The sequence below is a fragment of the Naumannella cuiyingiana genome, assembly GCF_013408305.1.
GTDB classification, from domain to species: Bacteria; Actinomycetota; Actinomycetes; order Propionibacteriales; family Propionibacteriaceae; genus Naumannella; species Naumannella cuiyingiana.
This window is the reverse complement of record NZ_JACBZS010000001.1, coordinates 842,529-856,904: the sequence shown is the minus strand read 5'-3', so window position 1 is coordinate 856,904 and position 14,376 is coordinate 842,529. Positions and strand designations below refer to the sequence as shown.

Sequence of the window (14,376 nt, the reverse complement as noted above, 5' to 3'; positions counted from 1 at the left end):
GCGGCTCCCTCGGGTCATCTGCCGGGTCGTCGAGTGGCCCGGGTCACGGTCTGCCGACAGCCTGCCACGACCCCGGACCCGGCGACAAAGCTGCGTCGCGGGTGAGCGGGGAGCCGGCCAACCGCCAGCGCCGCGCCCAACCGCTGGACCCCTCGCGATCATGACCGGCCCGATCACCGCGGGCGGGCAGCGCCCGGAGCACCGCGATCACCGCGGCGACCTCCTCGGGCGTGGGGTTGCCCCGGAACTCGATCTTGGCGGTGTCGTCGGTCATGGCGTACCTCTCGGCGGGCGGGGGTGGTTCAGAGCGGGATGTTGCCGTGCTTCTTCGGTGGCAGTTGCTCGCGCTTGCTCTCCAGCAGCCGCAGCGCGCGGGCGATCTCCAGCCGGGTCCGCCGGGGATGGATCACCTGGTCGACGTAGCCGCGCTCGGCAGCGATGTAGGGATTGGCGAGCTGGGTCTCGTAGTCGTCGATCAACTCCGCCCGGCGGGCTTCGGGATCGTCGGCCTCGGCGAGGGTGCGCCGGTGCAGGATGTTCACGGCCCCCTGGGCGCCCATCACCGCGATCTGCGCGGTCGGCCAGGCGAGGTTGAGATCGGCGCCGAGGTGCTTGGAGCCCATCACGTCGTAGGCGCCGCCGTAGGCCTTGCGGGTGATCACGGTGATCAGCGGCACCGTCGCCTCGGCGTAGGCGTAGATCAACTTCGCTCCGCGACGGATGATCCCGTTCCACTCCTGGTCGGTGCCGGGCAGGAAGCCGGGCACATCGACGAAGGTCAACACGGGGATGTTGAAGGCATCGCAGGTACGCACGAAGCGCGCGGCCTTCTCGGAGGCGCCGATGTCGAGGCAGCCCGCGAACTTGGTCGGCTGGTTGGCGACCACGCCGACGCTGCGGCCGGACACGCGCCCGAAGCCGCAGACGATGTTCTCGGCGTACAGCGGCTGCACCTCCAGGAACTCGCCCTCGTCGACCACCGCGGAGATCACGTCGTGGATGTCGTAGGGCTGGTTCGGCGAGTCCGGGATCAGCGTGTCCAGCGCCAGGTCGGCCTCCGTCGGCTCCGGCGAGGTCTCGTCGGCGAAGCGCGGCGGGTCGGCCAGGTTGTTCTGCGGCAGGTAGGACAGCAACTCCTTGACGTAGTCGATCGCGTCCTGTTCGTCCGCGCCCAGATAGTGCGCATTGCCCGATGTGGCGTTGTGGGTACGCCCGCCGCCGAGGTCCTCCATCGTGACGTCCTCGCCGGTCACGGTCTTGATCACGTCCGGGCCGGTGATGAACATCTGCGAGGTCTTGTCCACCATCACGATGAAGTCGGTCAGGGCGGGGGAGTAGACGTGGCCGCCGGCCGCAGCGCCCATGATCAACGAGATCTGCGGGATCACGCCCGAGGCGTGGGTGTTGCGACGGAAGATCTCGGCGTACAGGCCGAGCGAGACGACACCCTCCTGGATCCGGGCCCCGCCGCCCTCGTTGATCCCGACCAGCGGGCAGCCGGTCTTCATCGCGAAGTCGATGATCTTGACGATCTTCTCCCCGTAGACCTCGCCGAGGCTGCCGCCGAAGACGGTGACGTCCTGGGAGAAGATCGCCACCGGCCGGCCGTCGACGGTGCCGACGCCGGTCACCACGCCGTCGCCGTAGGGCCGGTTCTTGTCCAGGCCGAAGTTGGTGGAGCGGTGCCGGGCGAGCTCGTCGATCTCGACGAAGCTGTCCTCGTCGACCAGCAGTTCGACGCGCTCGCGGGCGGTCAGCTTGCCCCGGGCGTGCTGCTTCTCCACGGCCTTGGCCGAGCCGGCATGGACGGCCTCGTCGATGCGGCGGTCGAGGTCGGCGAGCTTGCCGGCCGTCGTGTGCAGATCTGGTTCCACAAACTCGGACCCTAGCGTTCGGCCGCCCGGGCTAGGCTCGCGGCCGTGTCAGCATCCCCGCCCGGGGCGGTCGTCGACCCGGTACGCCTGCGCGCCGCGCTGTCGGAGCGTGCCTGGCCCGCGCTGTCGGTGGTGGACGAGACCGGCTCCACGAATGCCGACCTGGCCGATGCGGCGGCGAGTGGGCGGGCGGGGCCGGGGACGGTGCTGGTGGCGGGTCATCAGACGGCCGGGCGGGGTCGACTGGCCCGGGCCTGGACGGCGCCGCCGTGGACCTCGGTCGCGACCTCGGTGCTGCTGGCGCCGCGGCGCCCGGTCGAGGACTGGGGGTGGCTGTCGATGATCGTCGGGCTCGCCGTGGCGACCGGGATCCGGGAGGCGACGGGCCTCGCGGCGCGGCTGAAGTGGCCGAACGACGTGCTGCTGGACGGGCGCAAGGTCTGCGGCATTCTCGGCCAACGGGTGCCGGGCGAGCGGCCGGCCAGCGTGGTCGGCTTCGGCCTGAACACCACGATGACCGCCGCCGAGCTGCCCGTGCCCACGGCGACCTCGCTCGACCTGGCCGCGGCGGCGGGCGACATACCCGCTCCGGACCCGACCGACGTCCTGGCCGCGATCCTCGGCGACCTCGCCGCGCGGCTGGCCCGCTGGGACGACGGCGCGGATCCGCGCCCGGACTACCTCGCGCTGAGCGACACCGTCGGGCGCCGGGTCCGGGTCGAACTGCCGGGAGGCGCGCCGCCGGCCGAGGGCGAGGCCACCGGCGTCGACGCCGGCGGGCGCATCGTCGTCCACACCGTCGCGGGCCCGCGCGCCTTCGGCGCCGGCGACATCGTGCACCTTCGCCCCGGGGAGTAGCCGCGCTGGTCTCGACAGGCTCGACCGGCGCCTATCGGCAGGTCTCGCGCCGAAAGTGACCACTCGTCGGGGTTTCGGCTGTGTCGGGGGCAGCGTGGTGGCCAGAACTCTGGCGAGTGGTCGGTAACGGCGGTTGGGTGCTGGGTGTTGGCGTGCTGGGTGATGGCGTGCTGGGTGGTTGTGGGGACTCGACAGGCTCAACCAGCGTTGGTCTCGACCGGCGGCGCGCCCGCGCTGTGTCAGCATGGGGGCCGTGGGTGGCAGGCGCTGGCTGGCGGCGGGGGAACAGGAGATCGTCACGCTGCGCCCGCACGCGAAGGTGATCGCCTGGCCGGTGATCCTGCTGCTGATCCTCGCCGCGCTGTTCGGCGCCGGGTTGCGCGCGATCCCGGAGGATCGGCCCGAGCTGTTCTGGGTGCTCGCGGCGGTGCTGGGCAGCGCGGCGCTGCTGTTCGTGCTGCGGCCGCTGCTGCACTGGCGTACCACTCGTTATGTGTTCACCGACCAGCGCATCCTCACCCGCCGGGGGGTGTTCGGCCGGGTCGGCCGGGTGATTGCGCTGCGCGGGATCCGCGAGGTCGGCTACCGGCGTACCCTCACCGACCGGCTGCTGGGCTGCGGCACGCTGCGCCTGACGACGTTCGACGGGCTGCCGCTGCAGATCTCCCACGTCCCGGACATCCGGCGGGTGCAGCTCGTGCTGGACGAGCTGTGCCGCGCGCAACTGCCCGCGATGCCCGCCCGCTGGTGATCCGGCGGGTACGCTGACCGCCCGTGACCGACCCGTCCCAGGCCGCGGAGGACCCGCACCCCGCCGAGCTGCCGCAGCCGATCGAGCTGCCGCTGGAGGAGCGGGGGAGCGCGGCGCCGCTGGGTACGCAGCTCGTCCGGTTCGTGGTGACGGGCGGCCTGTCGGCGGTCGTCGACTTCGGCACGCTGCTGGCGCTGACCCACTTGCTGGGGTTCAGCCAGCCGGCGGGCAAGGCGGTCTCGTTCGTGCTCGGCACCACCACGGCGTACCTGATCAATCGTCGCTGGACCTTCCGGGCCGAGCCGAGCAAGCGGCGCTTTGCCGCGGTGGTCGCGCTGTATGCGCTGACGTTCGCGCTGCAGGTCGGGCTGTACTCGCTGACCTTCCCGCTGGTGCTGCGTGCGCTCGGGCACGGGGCCGAGGTGCCCACCCAGGTGATCTGTTTCGTCTTCGCCCAGGGAGTCGCGACCGCGGTGAACTTCGTGGTCCAGCGATTCGTGATCTTCCGGCTGATCTGAGCGAGAGTTCAGGCGCCGGGCCAGGGGATCGAGGCGATCAGGTCGCGCAGCCACCGATGTGCGGGATCGCCCTCGTCGGCGACGCGCCAGAGCAGCGTGATCGCGAAGCTCGGCATCGGCATCGGCGGCGGGCTGACGGTGAGGCCGGCGGCATGGGCGAACTCGTGCGCGGCGAAGCTCGGCAGCGTTGCCACGGTCGGGGTGCGGCGCAGCGACGTCAGCACGCCGGCGAAGTGGGTGAACGAGCCGATCGCGGGACGCTCGTGGCCCATCGCGTCCAGCAGATCGTCGACGAATCCGCGCTGGGCGTCGTAGGAGATCCGGACGTGGCGCAAGGAGACGTAGTCCCGCAGCGACAGCGGCGTCGAGATGCCGAGCCGCGCGCCGTCGTAGAGGCAACTGTAGGAGCCGGAGAACAGCGGGCGGCGCTGGTACGCGGCGGGCACGCTGCCCGGGTCGGCGCAGATGACGGCGTCCACCCGCGGGTTCGCCAGGGCATCGCGCCACAGGTGGGAATTGGTTTGTCGGAAGGTGAACCGCACGCTCCACTGTCGCTGGCCGGCCGCGGCGAGCAGGCGCGGTGCGAGCCAGGCCTCGAGGTCGTCGGAGAGCGCGATGATCATGGTGCGCCGCGATGCCTGCGGTTCGAAGACCTCGTCGCCGAACAGCGCTCCGGCGATCTGGCCCAGGGGCTGACCGATCCGCGAGGCCAGCTCCAGCGCCCGGGGCGTGGGCTGCATCCCGGAGCGGGTGCGGACGAACAGGTCGTCGTCGAAGGTACGCCGCAGGCGCCCGAGCGCGGCGCTCACCGCGCCCTGACTGATCTGCAGGGTGGCGGCGGCGCGCGTGACGTGCCGCTCGCGCATCAGCACGTGGAACACGACCAGCAGGTTGAGATCGACCCGCCTCAAATCAATGACGTTGATGATGCCCACTGTAGTCATTACTACTGGTGGTCGGTGACCGTCCCGGGTACCTAGCTTCGGTCCGCAAGGAGGCCGGCACCGGAGCCGGAGTGATCATGAATCAGGCCAGCACCCAGTCGCCCACCGCCGCGAGCGCCGGCGTGGACCTGCGCAAACGCGGCCTTGCCGTCGGCATCGGCAACTTCATGGAGTGGTTCGACTTCGCCATCTACGGCTACTTCGCCGCCGTCATCGGGGCGCAGTTCTTTCCCTCCGACGATCCGAGCGCCTCGTTGCTCGCCTCGCTCGCCACCTTTGCCGCCGGCTTCCTCGCCCGCCCGATCGGGGCGCTCGTCCTCGGGCCGCTCGGCGATCGGCTCGGCCGGCGCGCGGTGCTCGTGATCACCGTGTTCGGGATGGGGGTGGCCACGGCGCTGATGGGCCTGCTGCCCACCTTCGACCAGATCGGGATCTGGGCGCCCGCGCTGATGGTCGTGCTGCGGCTGGTGCAGGGCATGATGGTCGGCGGCGAGTGGTCCAGCGCCGCGGCGTACCTGATCGAGAGTGCACCGGGCACCCGGCGGGCCCGGACCGCGACGATCCTGACCACCACGGCGGGCCTCGCCTTCCTCACCGGCACCGTTCTGGCAACCCTGCTGACCGCGACGCTGTCCGCGGAGCAGGTCGCGGCGTGGGGCTGGCGCCTGCCCTTCCTCGCGTCGTTCGTGATGGCCGTCGTGGCCATCTACATCCGGCGACGGCTCGGCGAGACGCCGGTCTTCGAGCAGGTCGCCGCGCGCCGCGCGGCGGGGGAGACCGCGCCCCTGCGGGCCGACGCGGTGGCGCGTGCGTTCGTGCTCGCCCTGACGTTCTCCGCGCTGTTCGGCGTCAGCTTGTACTACCTGATCACCTACGCCAACAATCACCTGTCCGGCGTGGTCGGGATGGCGCGCTTCGACGCCCTGCTGGCGTGTTCGATCGGCCTCGGCTGTTACGTGTTGGTCAATCCGCTGATCGGCATGATCGCCGATCGGATCGGTCGGCGACCGGTCGTGCTCGCCTCGGCCGCCGGGCTGGTGCTGCTCGGCCTGCCCATCTTCTGGCTCTGGGACACGGGTTCGTTCCCGCTGGTCCTGCTCGGGCTGGTCGTGCTCGGTGTGCTCGTCGCGATGGCCGGTGTGATGAACGTCGTCTTGCTGGTCGAGGTGTTCCCCGCATCGATCCGTTCCAGCGGGGCCGCGCTCGGCCACAACATCGCGTTGGCGCTGCTCGCCGGCCCTGGCCCGTTCATCGCCGCGCTGCTGATCCGGCTCACCGGCAACTCGCTCGCGCCGGCCGGCTACCTGGTCGCGGTGGCCCTGCTCGCCGGCATCGTGTTGGCGACGCTGTTGCCGGAGACCCTGCGCCGGGACATCTCCGAATGATCATGGCCCGAGTGATCATGGCCCGAGTGATCATGGCCCGAGCGATCATGGCCGCACGTGCCCGGCGTACCCCATTTCACCCGCATCATCGACCGAGGAGCCGATCAATGACCCGTGTAGCCGTCGTGCAGGCCGGATCCGTGCCGTTCGATTCCGCCGCCGCCATCGACAAGACCGCGGACCTGCTGCGCGAGTGCGCCGCCGGCGGGGCCGAGCTGGCCGTCTTCCCCGAGGCATTCATCGGCGGATACCCGAAGGGATCGACCTTCGGCAGCGTCGTCGGGGCGCGCTCGCCCGAGGGTCGCGAGCTCTACCGCCGCTACGCCGACGCGGCCGTCGCCGTGGACGGCCCGGAGGTCGCGCGGCTCGTCGAGCTGGTCGCGGAGTCCGGTGTGTTCACGGTGATCGGCGTGATCGAGCGCCGCGGGAACACCCTCTACTGCACCGCGTTGATGATCGATCCGGGCGCCGGCCTGGTCGGGATGCACCGCAAGCTGATGCCGACCGCGCTGGAGCGGCTGGTGTGGGGCTTCGGCGATGGCTCGACGCTCGACGTGGTCGACTCGCCGGCCGGGCGCCTGGGTGCGGTGATCTGCTGGGAGAACTACATGCCGCTGCTGCGCCAGGCGATGTATGCCCAGGGAGTGCAGATCTGGTGCGCTCCCACCGCCGACGACCGGCCCACCTGGCAGGCGACGATGACCCACATCGCCCTCGAGGGGCGGGTGTTCGTGTTGTCGGCATGCCAATACCTGACCCGGGCCGACTTCGGCGAGGACTACCGGGTCGAGTACGAGGCCGACGGCGACGTGCTGATGCGCGGCGGGAGCATGATCATCGATCCGGGTGGGCAGGTGCTGGCCGGGCCGGTCTTCGACGCCGAGGAAGTGCTCTTCGCCGACATCGACCTCGCGGCGAAGACCGAACGGCATCTCGACTTCGACCCGGTCGGGCACTACGCGCGGCCCGACGTGTTCGAGCTCGTCGTCGACAGCCGGCCGCGCGACGGGGTCAGGTTCGACTGAGGCCGACGGCCGACGGCCGACGGCCGGCGGCGGCTAGGCTGAGCGGCCGTGAGTGAATCGGTACGCCCGTTCGTCGTCGGCATCATCGGCGGCGGCCAGTTGGCGCGGATGATGTACGCCGCCGCGATCCGGCTCGGGCTGCGGGTGCGCCTGCTGGCCGAGGGGCCGGACGTGAGCGCCGCGCAGGTGGTGGCGGACGTGACCGTGGGCGACTACACCGATCCGGCGACGGTACGCGCGTTTGCCGAGGGCTGCGATGTGATCACCTTTGACCACGAGCACGTGCCGACGCAGATCCTCCGCGAGTTGGAGGCGGCCGGCGTGGCGGTGCGGCCCGGGCCGGACGCGTTGGTGCATGCACAGGACAAGGCGGTGATGCGGGAGCGGCTGACCGCGCTCGGCGTACCGGTGCCGGCCTGGCGGGTGGTGGCGAATGCGGGTGAGTTGCGCGCGTTCGGCGACGAGCACGGCTGGCCGGTGATCGCCAAGACCTCCCGCGGGGGCTATGACGGCAAGGGCGTGTGGAAGCTGGACGGGGTGGAGGTCGCGGACGAGCCGTTCGCCGGGCTGGGCGAGGGGGTGCAGGTTGTCGCGGAGGAGTTCGTCGACTTCGAGCGCGAGCTGAGCGCGCTGGTGGTGCGCTCCCCGTCGGGCCAGGCCGCGGCGTACCCGATCAGCGAGTCGGTCCAGCGTGACGGGGTGTGCGTCGAGACCACCACGCCGGCGCCGGGGCTGACCGAGGAGCAGGCCGTGGGTGCGGAGCGGCTCGCGCTGGGGATTGCTCATGATCTTGGTGTGGTGGGGGTGCTGGCGGTGGAGCTGATGCAGCGTCGCGACGGTTCGGTCGTGGTCAACGAGCTGGCGATGCGCCCGCACAACACCGGGCACTGGAGCATTGACGGGGCGGTCACCTCGCAGTTCGAGAACCACCTGCGCGCGGTGGTCGATCTGCCGCTCGGCGATCCGGCCGCGCGCGAGTCGTGGACCGTGATGGGCAATGTGCTCGGTGGAAGCGAGCCGGATCTGGTGTCGGCGCTGTTGCACTGTTTCGCCCGGGACCGCGAGCTGCGCGCGGAGCTGTACGGCAAGGAGGTGCGCCCGGGCCGCAAGGTCGGGCACGTGAATGCCTACGGTGATGATCTTGAGCAGGTACGCCGTCGCGCCCGGCACGCCGCCGGGTACCTGATGGGTGATCCTGCCGAGCGGGGCTAGGGGTGGAGATGTCGGGTGGGGAGTACAACGCGTTCGTGTTGGGTCATGTTCGTGGTGGCCGAGCGGGGGCGGTGAAGTCGTATCGCAGTTATCGGAGTCGGGTGGCCAAGGTCCGGTCTGAGCGGGCGTATGCGAACCACCGCCGCGGGGAGCGGCAGTCGTTGACCGAGGGTTGGTCGCGTCAAATCCCGAGTGGGCGGCGCGCGGTCCGGCGCGGGACGTGGGCTCATCCGCATCCTGATCGGTACGAGGTTGCGAAGTCTCGTAACGGCGGGGTGACGCCGGTGGGCTGGGCCAATACCTACAATCCGGAGAACCGGCCGTATGTCAGCGCTGGTTGTGGCAATGCTGACGATCCGTACGCGTGTTCAGAACTCCAGTGTGAGATCGCTTTGACCGCGCTCACCTTGCTCATCCCCGGTGGGGGCACCGTTCGAGCGGGCACTTGGGCCGCCCGGAGCGGGGCGTGGGGTGTGCGGGCCACACGCGTCGCCACGTCAACCACACGCGCCGCAAACGGGGCGTCGCGTCTCGCAGAAGCGTCGAGCTCGGCCTTCCGCGCGGCGGACAACATTGATGATTGGACAGTTTCTGCGAAGTACCTGCCTGGCGCGGGTGGTCGCTGGAACAAGTGGGCGGAGGGCGTCGACATCGACGGTTCCGTCGCGGGCGCGCTGAGATCTGAAGGAGCAAGTTTCCTTCCCAACGCTGGGACGGCGACCGACCGATTCGTCGTCCGAACCAACATGGGTTCGATCGTCGGAAGGAGGGGCGAGACCTTCGTCAAGGTTGTCGTCTCGAACGATGGCCGCGTCATCACCGCCTACCCGGTGAAGTAGTGATGGCTACCATCTCGCTCAGCTTCAGCGACACAGCGTTCAGGCGCGGTTCAGCGCGCAACAAATTCGACCTCCTCCTGGGCGTCGAGGGCACGCTTCAATTGGCAGTCGGGGATCGGCTGGTCTACAGCGAACCGATGTTCCCAGTTGTCGAGTTGCGCCACGCATTGGCGTCTTGGCTCCGCTGCGCGGACAGCGACTTTGAATTCATTTCAATGGAATCGGATGAGCCGGGCCTCCTCTGGTTCCGACAGCAGCCTTCCGGCCGCTGGAGGGCCGGCTCGATCCACCAGGACGACATCGCTGTGACGGAGCTCAATCTCCCCGCGGTCGAGGCGGGCTGCTATCGCTTCATCGAGGCAGTTGATCAGTGGGTTCGCGAAAACCTTGGGGTCGAGGTCGAAGACGTCTTGGGGGCCGACGATGTGTAGATGGCTGGTCTCCTTCTTCGGTGCGGTCGCGGCGGTGATGGCGAGTCTCGGATTGTTGTTCGGCTGTGCGGCTGCAGCGGAGGCGACAACCGTCCTTATGTCAGCGCTGGGTGTGGCAATGCTGACGATCCGTACGCGTGTTCAGAACTCAGCGTGGGATCGCGCTGACCGCGCTCACCTTGCTCATTCCCGGCGGGGGTGCTGTTCGAGCGGGCTCCTGGGCCGTCCGCGGCACCCGCGCAGCTAGTGTTTCGGTCGCGTCGCGAGCGGGGCTGATAATGTTGCGAACGGTGTGCGATTAGGGCGGCAGTTGGCGCGCGAATCAGTCGAGTCACTATTCGTTTCGGGCGGAGGGTTGAAGTCTGAGGCGGTTCGTGAATCGCGTAGGATTATTCTTGGTGCCCGATTGAACAGCAAGCAAGTGATAAAGCACCTGACATCTAATGGAAGTAGGATGGCGACTGGGGGAAATATATTCCCACCCGCGTTCATCAAGGCCTGTCCGGCGACTTCCAGGTCTATTTTTACAAGAGTTGGAGGACGGGAGAGATCAATTAGAATGTTGACTAACAAGTCAGTTTTTGCGGGCAGCCGATGATAGTGGAATGCGTAGTCAATCCGGTCGCGTCTGACACCGAGCCACCGGGAGCGAGCCCTTGGATCACGGTCGGTGCCAATTACCGTGTTGCCGCACTGCTTGCGGTTCCAAACAGCCGTATCGAACTGCAGATAATAGCCGACGACGGATTCTCGTTAGCTTGGTTCGACTCATCGCTCTTCTTGACTGTCGACAGTTCGATTCCCAAAAGTTGGACGGTTCGCGTCAATGATGCAGGAGCCGTCGAATTTGCGCCCGCAGCGTGGCTCGTAGACGGATTCTGGGAATCTTACTACGGCGGCGACGCAATCGCGGCCCGCGCAGTGGAGTCGGAGCTTGAGAAGCTGCTGAGGCCGTGACATTCTTCCCGACCGCTTGGCTGGATCTTTGCCAATTTGGAGTCCGGTGCGTGGGAGAGAATCCGAGCGCGCGCGGACCCTGACCACGACGGCCCCAAGGGTGCGGGCATCAGTGGGGCGGGTGCAGTCGTGATCTGGTGGTCTCGTCGGCGGGGAGGAAGGTCTCCAGGTGCAGCTCGTCGATGGTGGCGTCGTGTGCGGTGAGCACGGCGCTGACCACGCTGAACAGCCGCAGGGGCGGCGCGTCGTCGGCTACACAGAGGACGAGTTCGGCGACAGGGCCGGATGGTGTGGGCGCCGTGCCGTTGCTCGGGTACTGCCGGCACTCGGCGTACAGCGCGGCCAGTCGCGGGTCGGCGGTGTGGTCGGCTCGGGCGGCGACCTGGTGCAATAGGTGTTCGCGCCACAGGGTGAGGTTGATGATGCGTGGGGCCAGCCCGTCGGGGTGCAGGCTGAGGCGGACGACGTTGACCGGTGGTTCCAGCAGGCGCGGCGCGCAGTCGGCGAGCAGCGGGGCGACGGCGTCGTTGGCGTCCACGAGATCCCAGTATCGGTCCAGGAGCACGGCCGGATACGGCTGGTGTGCGTCGACCAGGGTGCGGAAGGAGGCGAGGACTTCTGCGGTGTCCTCCGGGTGTGCGTGCCGCGGGGCGAAACCGGCGGCGATGAGGAGGGTGTCGCGTTCGCGCGGTGGCACCTCCAGGTGGTCGGCGAGGCGTAGGACCATGTCGGCGCTCGGCCGCGATCGTCCGGTCTCGACGAAGCTCAGGTGTCGCCCGCTGACCTCGGCGCGGCCGGCGAGTTCGAGCTGGCTGAGCCGTCGGCGCTGGCGCCAGGCGCGCAGCAGCGTACCCACCTCCATCGTGGTCATGGTCGCGAATCTAGGCCGCGTGCGGACGTGCTGCCATTACCTACGGGGTAATCGCCACCGGTTCGTGGCCGGGGCAGGCTGGGCGTCGATCGAATTGACAGCACGAGACCGGAGGACACCATGAACAACATCGTCGACGCCTACCTTGCGACCTGGAACTGCACGGACCCGGAGGCCCGCCGCGACCTGCTGACGCGGCACTGGTCGCCCCAGGCCACCTACACGGATCCGATGGCCGACGTTGCCGGTGCCGAGGCCATCGGCGCCGTGGTGGCCGGTGTGCAGGAACAGTTTCCGGGGTTCGAGTTCAGCCTGGTCGGCGAGCCTGACGCGCACCACCGCCAGGTGCGGTTCCGGTGGGGCCTCGGTGCCTCGGGCGCGGAGCCGCTGGTGATCGGCTTCGACGTGGTCACCGTCGACGCCGACGGTCGAATCGCCACCGTTGCCGGCTTCCTGGACCGCGTACCGGCCTGAGCGAGGGAACTCGCGCGCTTGATCGTTGGTCGTTGGCAAGACCTGGCGGAGATCATGTGCGACTCTGGTCAAGAGCCGTGGTCTGCCCGGGATGCGACGTCAATGAGGGTGGAATGGTTGATGAAACTGCGGTAGACGGGAATGGGCTGGACGGCATCGCGACTGTCGGCGGTCGGCTCGGCGTCTGCGTGGTCATCGCGGTCGTGCTGTGGGTTCTGGGCGCCATTCTGGTGGTGTATGCGACACCGCTCGACGCGCTGGTTCCGTTCGGCGGCTGTACCCGAGCTGAGCGGATCGGTCAGGACACCGACGTGCTCGCGTGCAACGACCGAATCAAGATCGGCATGTTCGGCATGCTCCAGGCGCTCTCGGTGGCAGTGGCGATCGTCGCCGTCGTTGTCTTCGCGGTCCTGACGGCACACGCCCGCCTGCATCGACGACCTCCGCGAAGCTGACGGGCCCCGGCCTCACTCGCGCCCGGACGAGCGCCGCCGATAGGCGACCACGCCCAGGGCGACGGCGGCGAGCAGGCAGATCAGCCCGAAGATCCACATCAGCGCGCCGTAGGAGCTGACCTGGCGACTGAGCGCCGCCAGCACGATCGCCGCGATCAGCAGGACGGCGACACCGATCCACAGGCCGATCGCTCTGGTTCCGCGCACGGTCGGACGATAGCGTCCGGACCGAGCAACGAGTAAGGGGCGGCGCGTGGGTGTGTTCGAGATCCTGGTGATCATCGCAGGTGTCGGCGCAGGGCTCGGGGCCGGATCGTTCTTCGTGTTCTCGGTGATGGTGCTGCCGGCGCTGGACCGGCTCGCGCCCGTCGATGCGGTACGCGCGATGCAGCAGATCAACATCGTCGCCCCGCGGCCGCTGTTCCTCTCCGTGCTGTTCGGCTCGATCCTGCCCGCACTCGCCGTGCCGGCGCTGGTGATCGGCCGCAACGGCCTCGACCCCGTCGCGCTCGGCGCCTCGCTGGCCGCCCTGGCCCAGCTCGGCGTACTCGTGATCACCGTCGTCGGGAACGTGCCGCTGAACAACAAACTGGCCACCGCCCACCCCGAGAACGCCGAGCGCGAATGGGCCGAGTTCCGCGAGCCGTGGGCGCGCTGGAACACCTTGCGTACCCTGTCCGGCACCCTCGCCCTGATGATGTGGTTCGTGCTGCTCGCCGGTCCCGCCCGCGGCCCCGCGCTCGGCGGTCTGTGACCCACTAGTCTGCCGACCATGAGCGCGCGCGTCGGCATCGTGATGGGATCGGACTCCGACTGGCCGACCATGTCCGCGGCCGGCGAGGCACTGGCCGAGTTCGGCATCGACCACGAGGCCGATGTGGTCTCCGCGCACCGGATGCCTGAGGCCATGATCGACTACGGCCGCCGCGCCCACTCGCGCGGCCTCGAGGTGATCATCGCCGGCGCCGGCGGCGCCGCGCACCTGCCGGGCATGCTCGCCGCGGTGACCCCGCTGCCCGTCATCGGCGTACCCGTCCCGCTGAAGTACCTCGACGGCATGGACTCGCTGCTCTCCATCGTGCAGATGCCGGCCGGCGTGCCGGTCGCGACCGTCGCCATCGGCAATGCCCGCAATGCCGGGCTGCTGGCCGTCCGGATCCTGGCCGCCGGCGACCCCGACCTGACCGCGCGGATGGTCGCCTTCCAGGACGACCTTCGGGCGACAGCCGAGGCCAAGGGCGAGCGAGTACGCCGCGGCGAGTGACCCGTAGCCGGCCTAGCCTGCGGCAATGATCGCGCGATCGGCCGACCGCGCGCCCCGCAACGGCCTCCTCGTCGCGCTGGCCGTCGCGGTCGGCCTGGCCGTCGTCGCCGCTGCCGTCGTGCTGCTCGGGCGGGCCGGTGGATTGTGGCCGCGCTCCGCCGGTCGCCTCGTCGTCATGATCCCCGACACCCGCCCGATGGGGCGGCCGGTCGACTGGGCGGGCCTGTATCGCGACGACTTCGGCATCCTCGCCGACCGACTCGCCGACCAGGGCGCCGACACGGCGCCGGTGCTCGCCGCCGGTCCGGGCGACGGCTTCTTCTATGCCTACCAATACGATGCCTGCGGGCTCGACTTCGACGGCTGGCGAATCGCCCGCGGCCAGTTGGAACCCGCCATGATCGAATTGAATCGCGCCTGCGCCCGCCCGCAGTACGCCGTCGCGGTGACGTGGTTCGACTGGACGGAGCTGCCCGGCGAGTTCACCGTGCGGGGCACGCCGGTCCGGCGCTAGCGTT

18 protein-coding genes are annotated in these 14,376 nt (G+C 69.4%); 13 read left to right on the top strand and 5 right to left on the bottom strand.

Translation table 11 applies throughout. The annotated features are described in order from the left end of the window. Positions 1-43 precede the first annotated feature (43 nt). Together GGQ54_RS03905 and GGQ54_RS03900 are read right to left on the bottom strand one after the other, a co-directional pair. A complete protein-coding gene (locus GGQ54_RS03905) occupies positions 44-274 on the bottom strand; it encodes an acyl-CoA carboxylase subunit epsilon (protein WP_179444195.1) in 231 nt (76 codons plus the stop codon). 28 nt (positions 275-302) lie between these two features. Beyond that, the gene (locus GGQ54_RS03900) at positions 303-1,874 is read right to left on the bottom strand and encodes a carboxyl transferase domain-containing protein (RefSeq protein WP_179444194.1); all 1,572 of its coding nucleotides are present in this window, start codon (positions 1,872-1,874) and stop codon (positions 303-305) included. Positions 1,875-1,919: 45 nt separating this feature from the next. On the opposite strand from GGQ54_RS03900, the gene GGQ54_RS03895 reads away from it, so the two are divergent. The 3 genes from GGQ54_RS03895 (at position 1,920) to GGQ54_RS03885 (ending at position 4,001) form a co-directional block, all read left to right on the top strand. After that, positions 1,920-2,732, top strand: a complete 813-nt coding sequence (locus GGQ54_RS03895; RefSeq protein WP_179444193.1) for a biotin--[acetyl-CoA-carboxylase] ligase — start codon at positions 1,920-1,922, stop codon at positions 2,730-2,732. A gap of 253 nt (positions 2,733-2,985) precedes the next feature. Continuing rightward, positions 2,986-3,483 carry a PH domain-containing protein gene (locus tag GGQ54_RS03890; RefSeq protein ID WP_179444192.1) on the top strand — a complete coding sequence of 166 codons (498 nt, stop codon included), beginning with the start codon at positions 2,986-2,988 and terminating at the stop codon, positions 3,481-3,483. A 23-nt stretch (positions 3,484-3,506) separates the two neighbouring features. After that, positions 3,507-4,001: a GtrA family protein gene (locus GGQ54_RS03885; protein WP_343045843.1), complete on the top strand. Its 495-nt coding sequence runs from the start codon at positions 3,507-3,509 to the stop codon at positions 3,999-4,001. Between the two features lie 8 nt (positions 4,002-4,009). Here GGQ54_RS03885 and GGQ54_RS03880 read toward each other — a convergent pair whose 3' ends face one another. Further along, entirely contained in the window at positions 4,010-4,912 is a 903-nt protein-coding gene (locus tag GGQ54_RS03880; protein WP_179444191.1) for a LysR family transcriptional regulator, read from the bottom strand. Between the two features lie 110 nt (positions 4,913-5,022). On the opposite strand from GGQ54_RS03880, the gene GGQ54_RS03875 reads away from it, so the two are divergent. The 5 genes from GGQ54_RS03875 to GGQ54_RS03855 all read left to right on the top strand — a co-directional run bounded on the left by GGQ54_RS03875 (position 5,023) and on the right by GGQ54_RS03855 (position 9,837). Further along, positions 5,023-6,330 (top strand): MFS transporter, encoded by a 1,308-nt coding sequence (locus GGQ54_RS03875; protein ID WP_179444190.1) that lies wholly within the window; start codon positions 5,023-5,025, stop codon positions 6,328-6,330. Between the two features lie 107 nt (positions 6,331-6,437). Beyond that, on the top strand, positions 6,438-7,355 hold the full coding sequence (locus GGQ54_RS03870; RefSeq protein ID WP_179444189.1) for a carbon-nitrogen hydrolase family protein: 918 nt from the start codon (positions 6,438-6,440) through the stop codon (positions 7,353-7,355). Between the two features lie 48 nt (positions 7,356-7,403). Then, complete coding sequence (locus GGQ54_RS03865) at positions 7,404-8,567, top strand: 5-(carboxyamino)imidazole ribonucleotide synthase (RefSeq protein ID WP_179444188.1); 1,164 nt, start codon at positions 7,404-7,406, stop codon at positions 8,565-8,567. A 284-nt stretch (positions 8,568-8,851) separates the two neighbouring features. Next, positions 8,852-9,406 carry a hypothetical protein gene (locus tag GGQ54_RS03860; protein ID WP_179444187.1) on the top strand — a complete coding sequence of 185 codons (555 nt, stop codon included), beginning with the start codon at positions 8,852-8,854 and terminating at the stop codon, positions 9,404-9,406. Positions 9,407-9,408: 2 nt separating this feature from the next. Further along, positions 9,409-9,837: a DUF7878 domain-containing protein gene (locus GGQ54_RS03855; RefSeq protein ID WP_179444186.1), complete on the top strand. Its 429-nt coding sequence runs from the start codon at positions 9,409-9,411 to the stop codon at positions 9,835-9,837. 1,066 nt (positions 9,838-10,903) lie between these two features. Here GGQ54_RS03855 and GGQ54_RS03850 read toward each other — a convergent pair. After that, positions 10,904-11,665: a helix-turn-helix domain-containing protein gene (locus GGQ54_RS03850; RefSeq protein WP_179444185.1), complete on the bottom strand. Its 762-nt coding sequence runs from the start codon at positions 11,663-11,665 to the stop codon at positions 10,904-10,906. Positions 11,666-11,785: 120 nt separating this feature from the next. On the opposite strand from GGQ54_RS03850, the gene GGQ54_RS03845 reads away from it, so the two are divergent. After that, positions 11,786-12,139, top strand: a complete 354-nt coding sequence (locus GGQ54_RS03845; protein ID WP_179444184.1) for a nuclear transport factor 2 family protein — start codon at positions 11,786-11,788, stop codon at positions 12,137-12,139. Between the two features lie 113 nt (positions 12,140-12,252). Continuing rightward, positions 12,253-12,594, top strand: coding sequence for a hypothetical protein (locus GGQ54_RS03840; RefSeq protein ID WP_179444183.1), 342 nt, complete (start codon positions 12,253-12,255; stop codon positions 12,592-12,594). 12 nt (positions 12,595-12,606) lie between these two features. Here the strand turns inward: GGQ54_RS03840 and GGQ54_RS03835 are convergent, their stop codons facing one another. Beyond that, entirely contained in the window at positions 12,607-12,801 is a 195-nt protein-coding gene (locus GGQ54_RS03835; protein WP_179444182.1) for a Z-ring associated ZapG family protein, read from the bottom strand. A gap of 46 nt (positions 12,802-12,847) precedes the next feature. Here GGQ54_RS03835 and GGQ54_RS03830 point away from each other — a divergent pair, with 46 nt between their 5' ends. From GGQ54_RS03830 to GGQ54_RS03820, 3 genes are read left to right on the top strand one after another with little or no spacing between them, the layout of a single operon-like run. Beyond that, the gene (locus GGQ54_RS03830) at positions 12,848-13,348 is read left to right on the top strand and encodes an anthrone oxygenase family protein (RefSeq protein ID WP_179444181.1); all 501 of its coding nucleotides are present in this window, start codon (positions 12,848-12,850) and stop codon (positions 13,346-13,348) included. Between the two features lie 18 nt (positions 13,349-13,366). Further along, on the top strand, positions 13,367-13,858 hold the full coding sequence (purE, locus tag GGQ54_RS03825) for a 5-(carboxyamino)imidazole ribonucleotide mutase (RefSeq protein WP_179444180.1): 492 nt from the start codon (positions 13,367-13,369) through the stop codon (positions 13,856-13,858). Positions 13,859-13,883: 25 nt separating this feature from the next. Continuing rightward, positions 13,884-14,372, top strand: a complete 489-nt coding sequence (locus GGQ54_RS03820; RefSeq protein ID WP_179444179.1) for a hypothetical protein — start codon at positions 13,884-13,886, stop codon at positions 14,370-14,372. The last annotated feature ends 4 nt before the right edge of the window (positions 14,373-14,376 follow it).

Coding starts and splice junctions, on each gene's coding strand:
- GGQ54_RS03905 (WP_179444195.1), bottom strand. CDS start 274: ATGACCGACGACACCGCCAAGATCGAGTTCCGGGGCAACCCCACGCCC.
- GGQ54_RS03875 (WP_179444190.1), top strand. CDS start 5,023: ATGAATCAGGCCAGCACCCAGTCGCCCACCGCCGCGAGCGCCGGCGTG.
- GGQ54_RS03870 (WP_179444189.1), top strand. CDS start 6,438: ATGACCCGTGTAGCCGTCGTGCAGGCCGGATCCGTGCCGTTCGATTCC.
- GGQ54_RS03855 (WP_179444186.1), top strand. CDS start 9,409: ATGGCTACCATCTCGCTCAGCTTCAGCGACACAGCGTTCAGGCGCGGT.
- GGQ54_RS03850 (WP_179444185.1), bottom strand. CDS start 11,665: ATGACCACGATGGAGGTGGGTACGCTGCTGCGCGCCTGGCGCCAGCGC.
- GGQ54_RS03845 (WP_179444184.1), top strand. CDS start 11,786: ATGAACAACATCGTCGACGCCTACCTTGCGACCTGGAACTGCACGGAC.
- GGQ54_RS03840 (WP_179444183.1), top strand. CDS start 12,253: ATGGTTGATGAAACTGCGGTAGACGGGAATGGGCTGGACGGCATCGCG.
- purE (WP_179444180.1), top strand. CDS start 13,367: ATGAGCGCGCGCGTCGGCATCGTGATGGGATCGGACTCCGACTGGCCG.
- GGQ54_RS03820 (WP_179444179.1), top strand. CDS start 13,884: ATGATCGCGCGATCGGCCGACCGCGCGCCCCGCAACGGCCTCCTCGTC.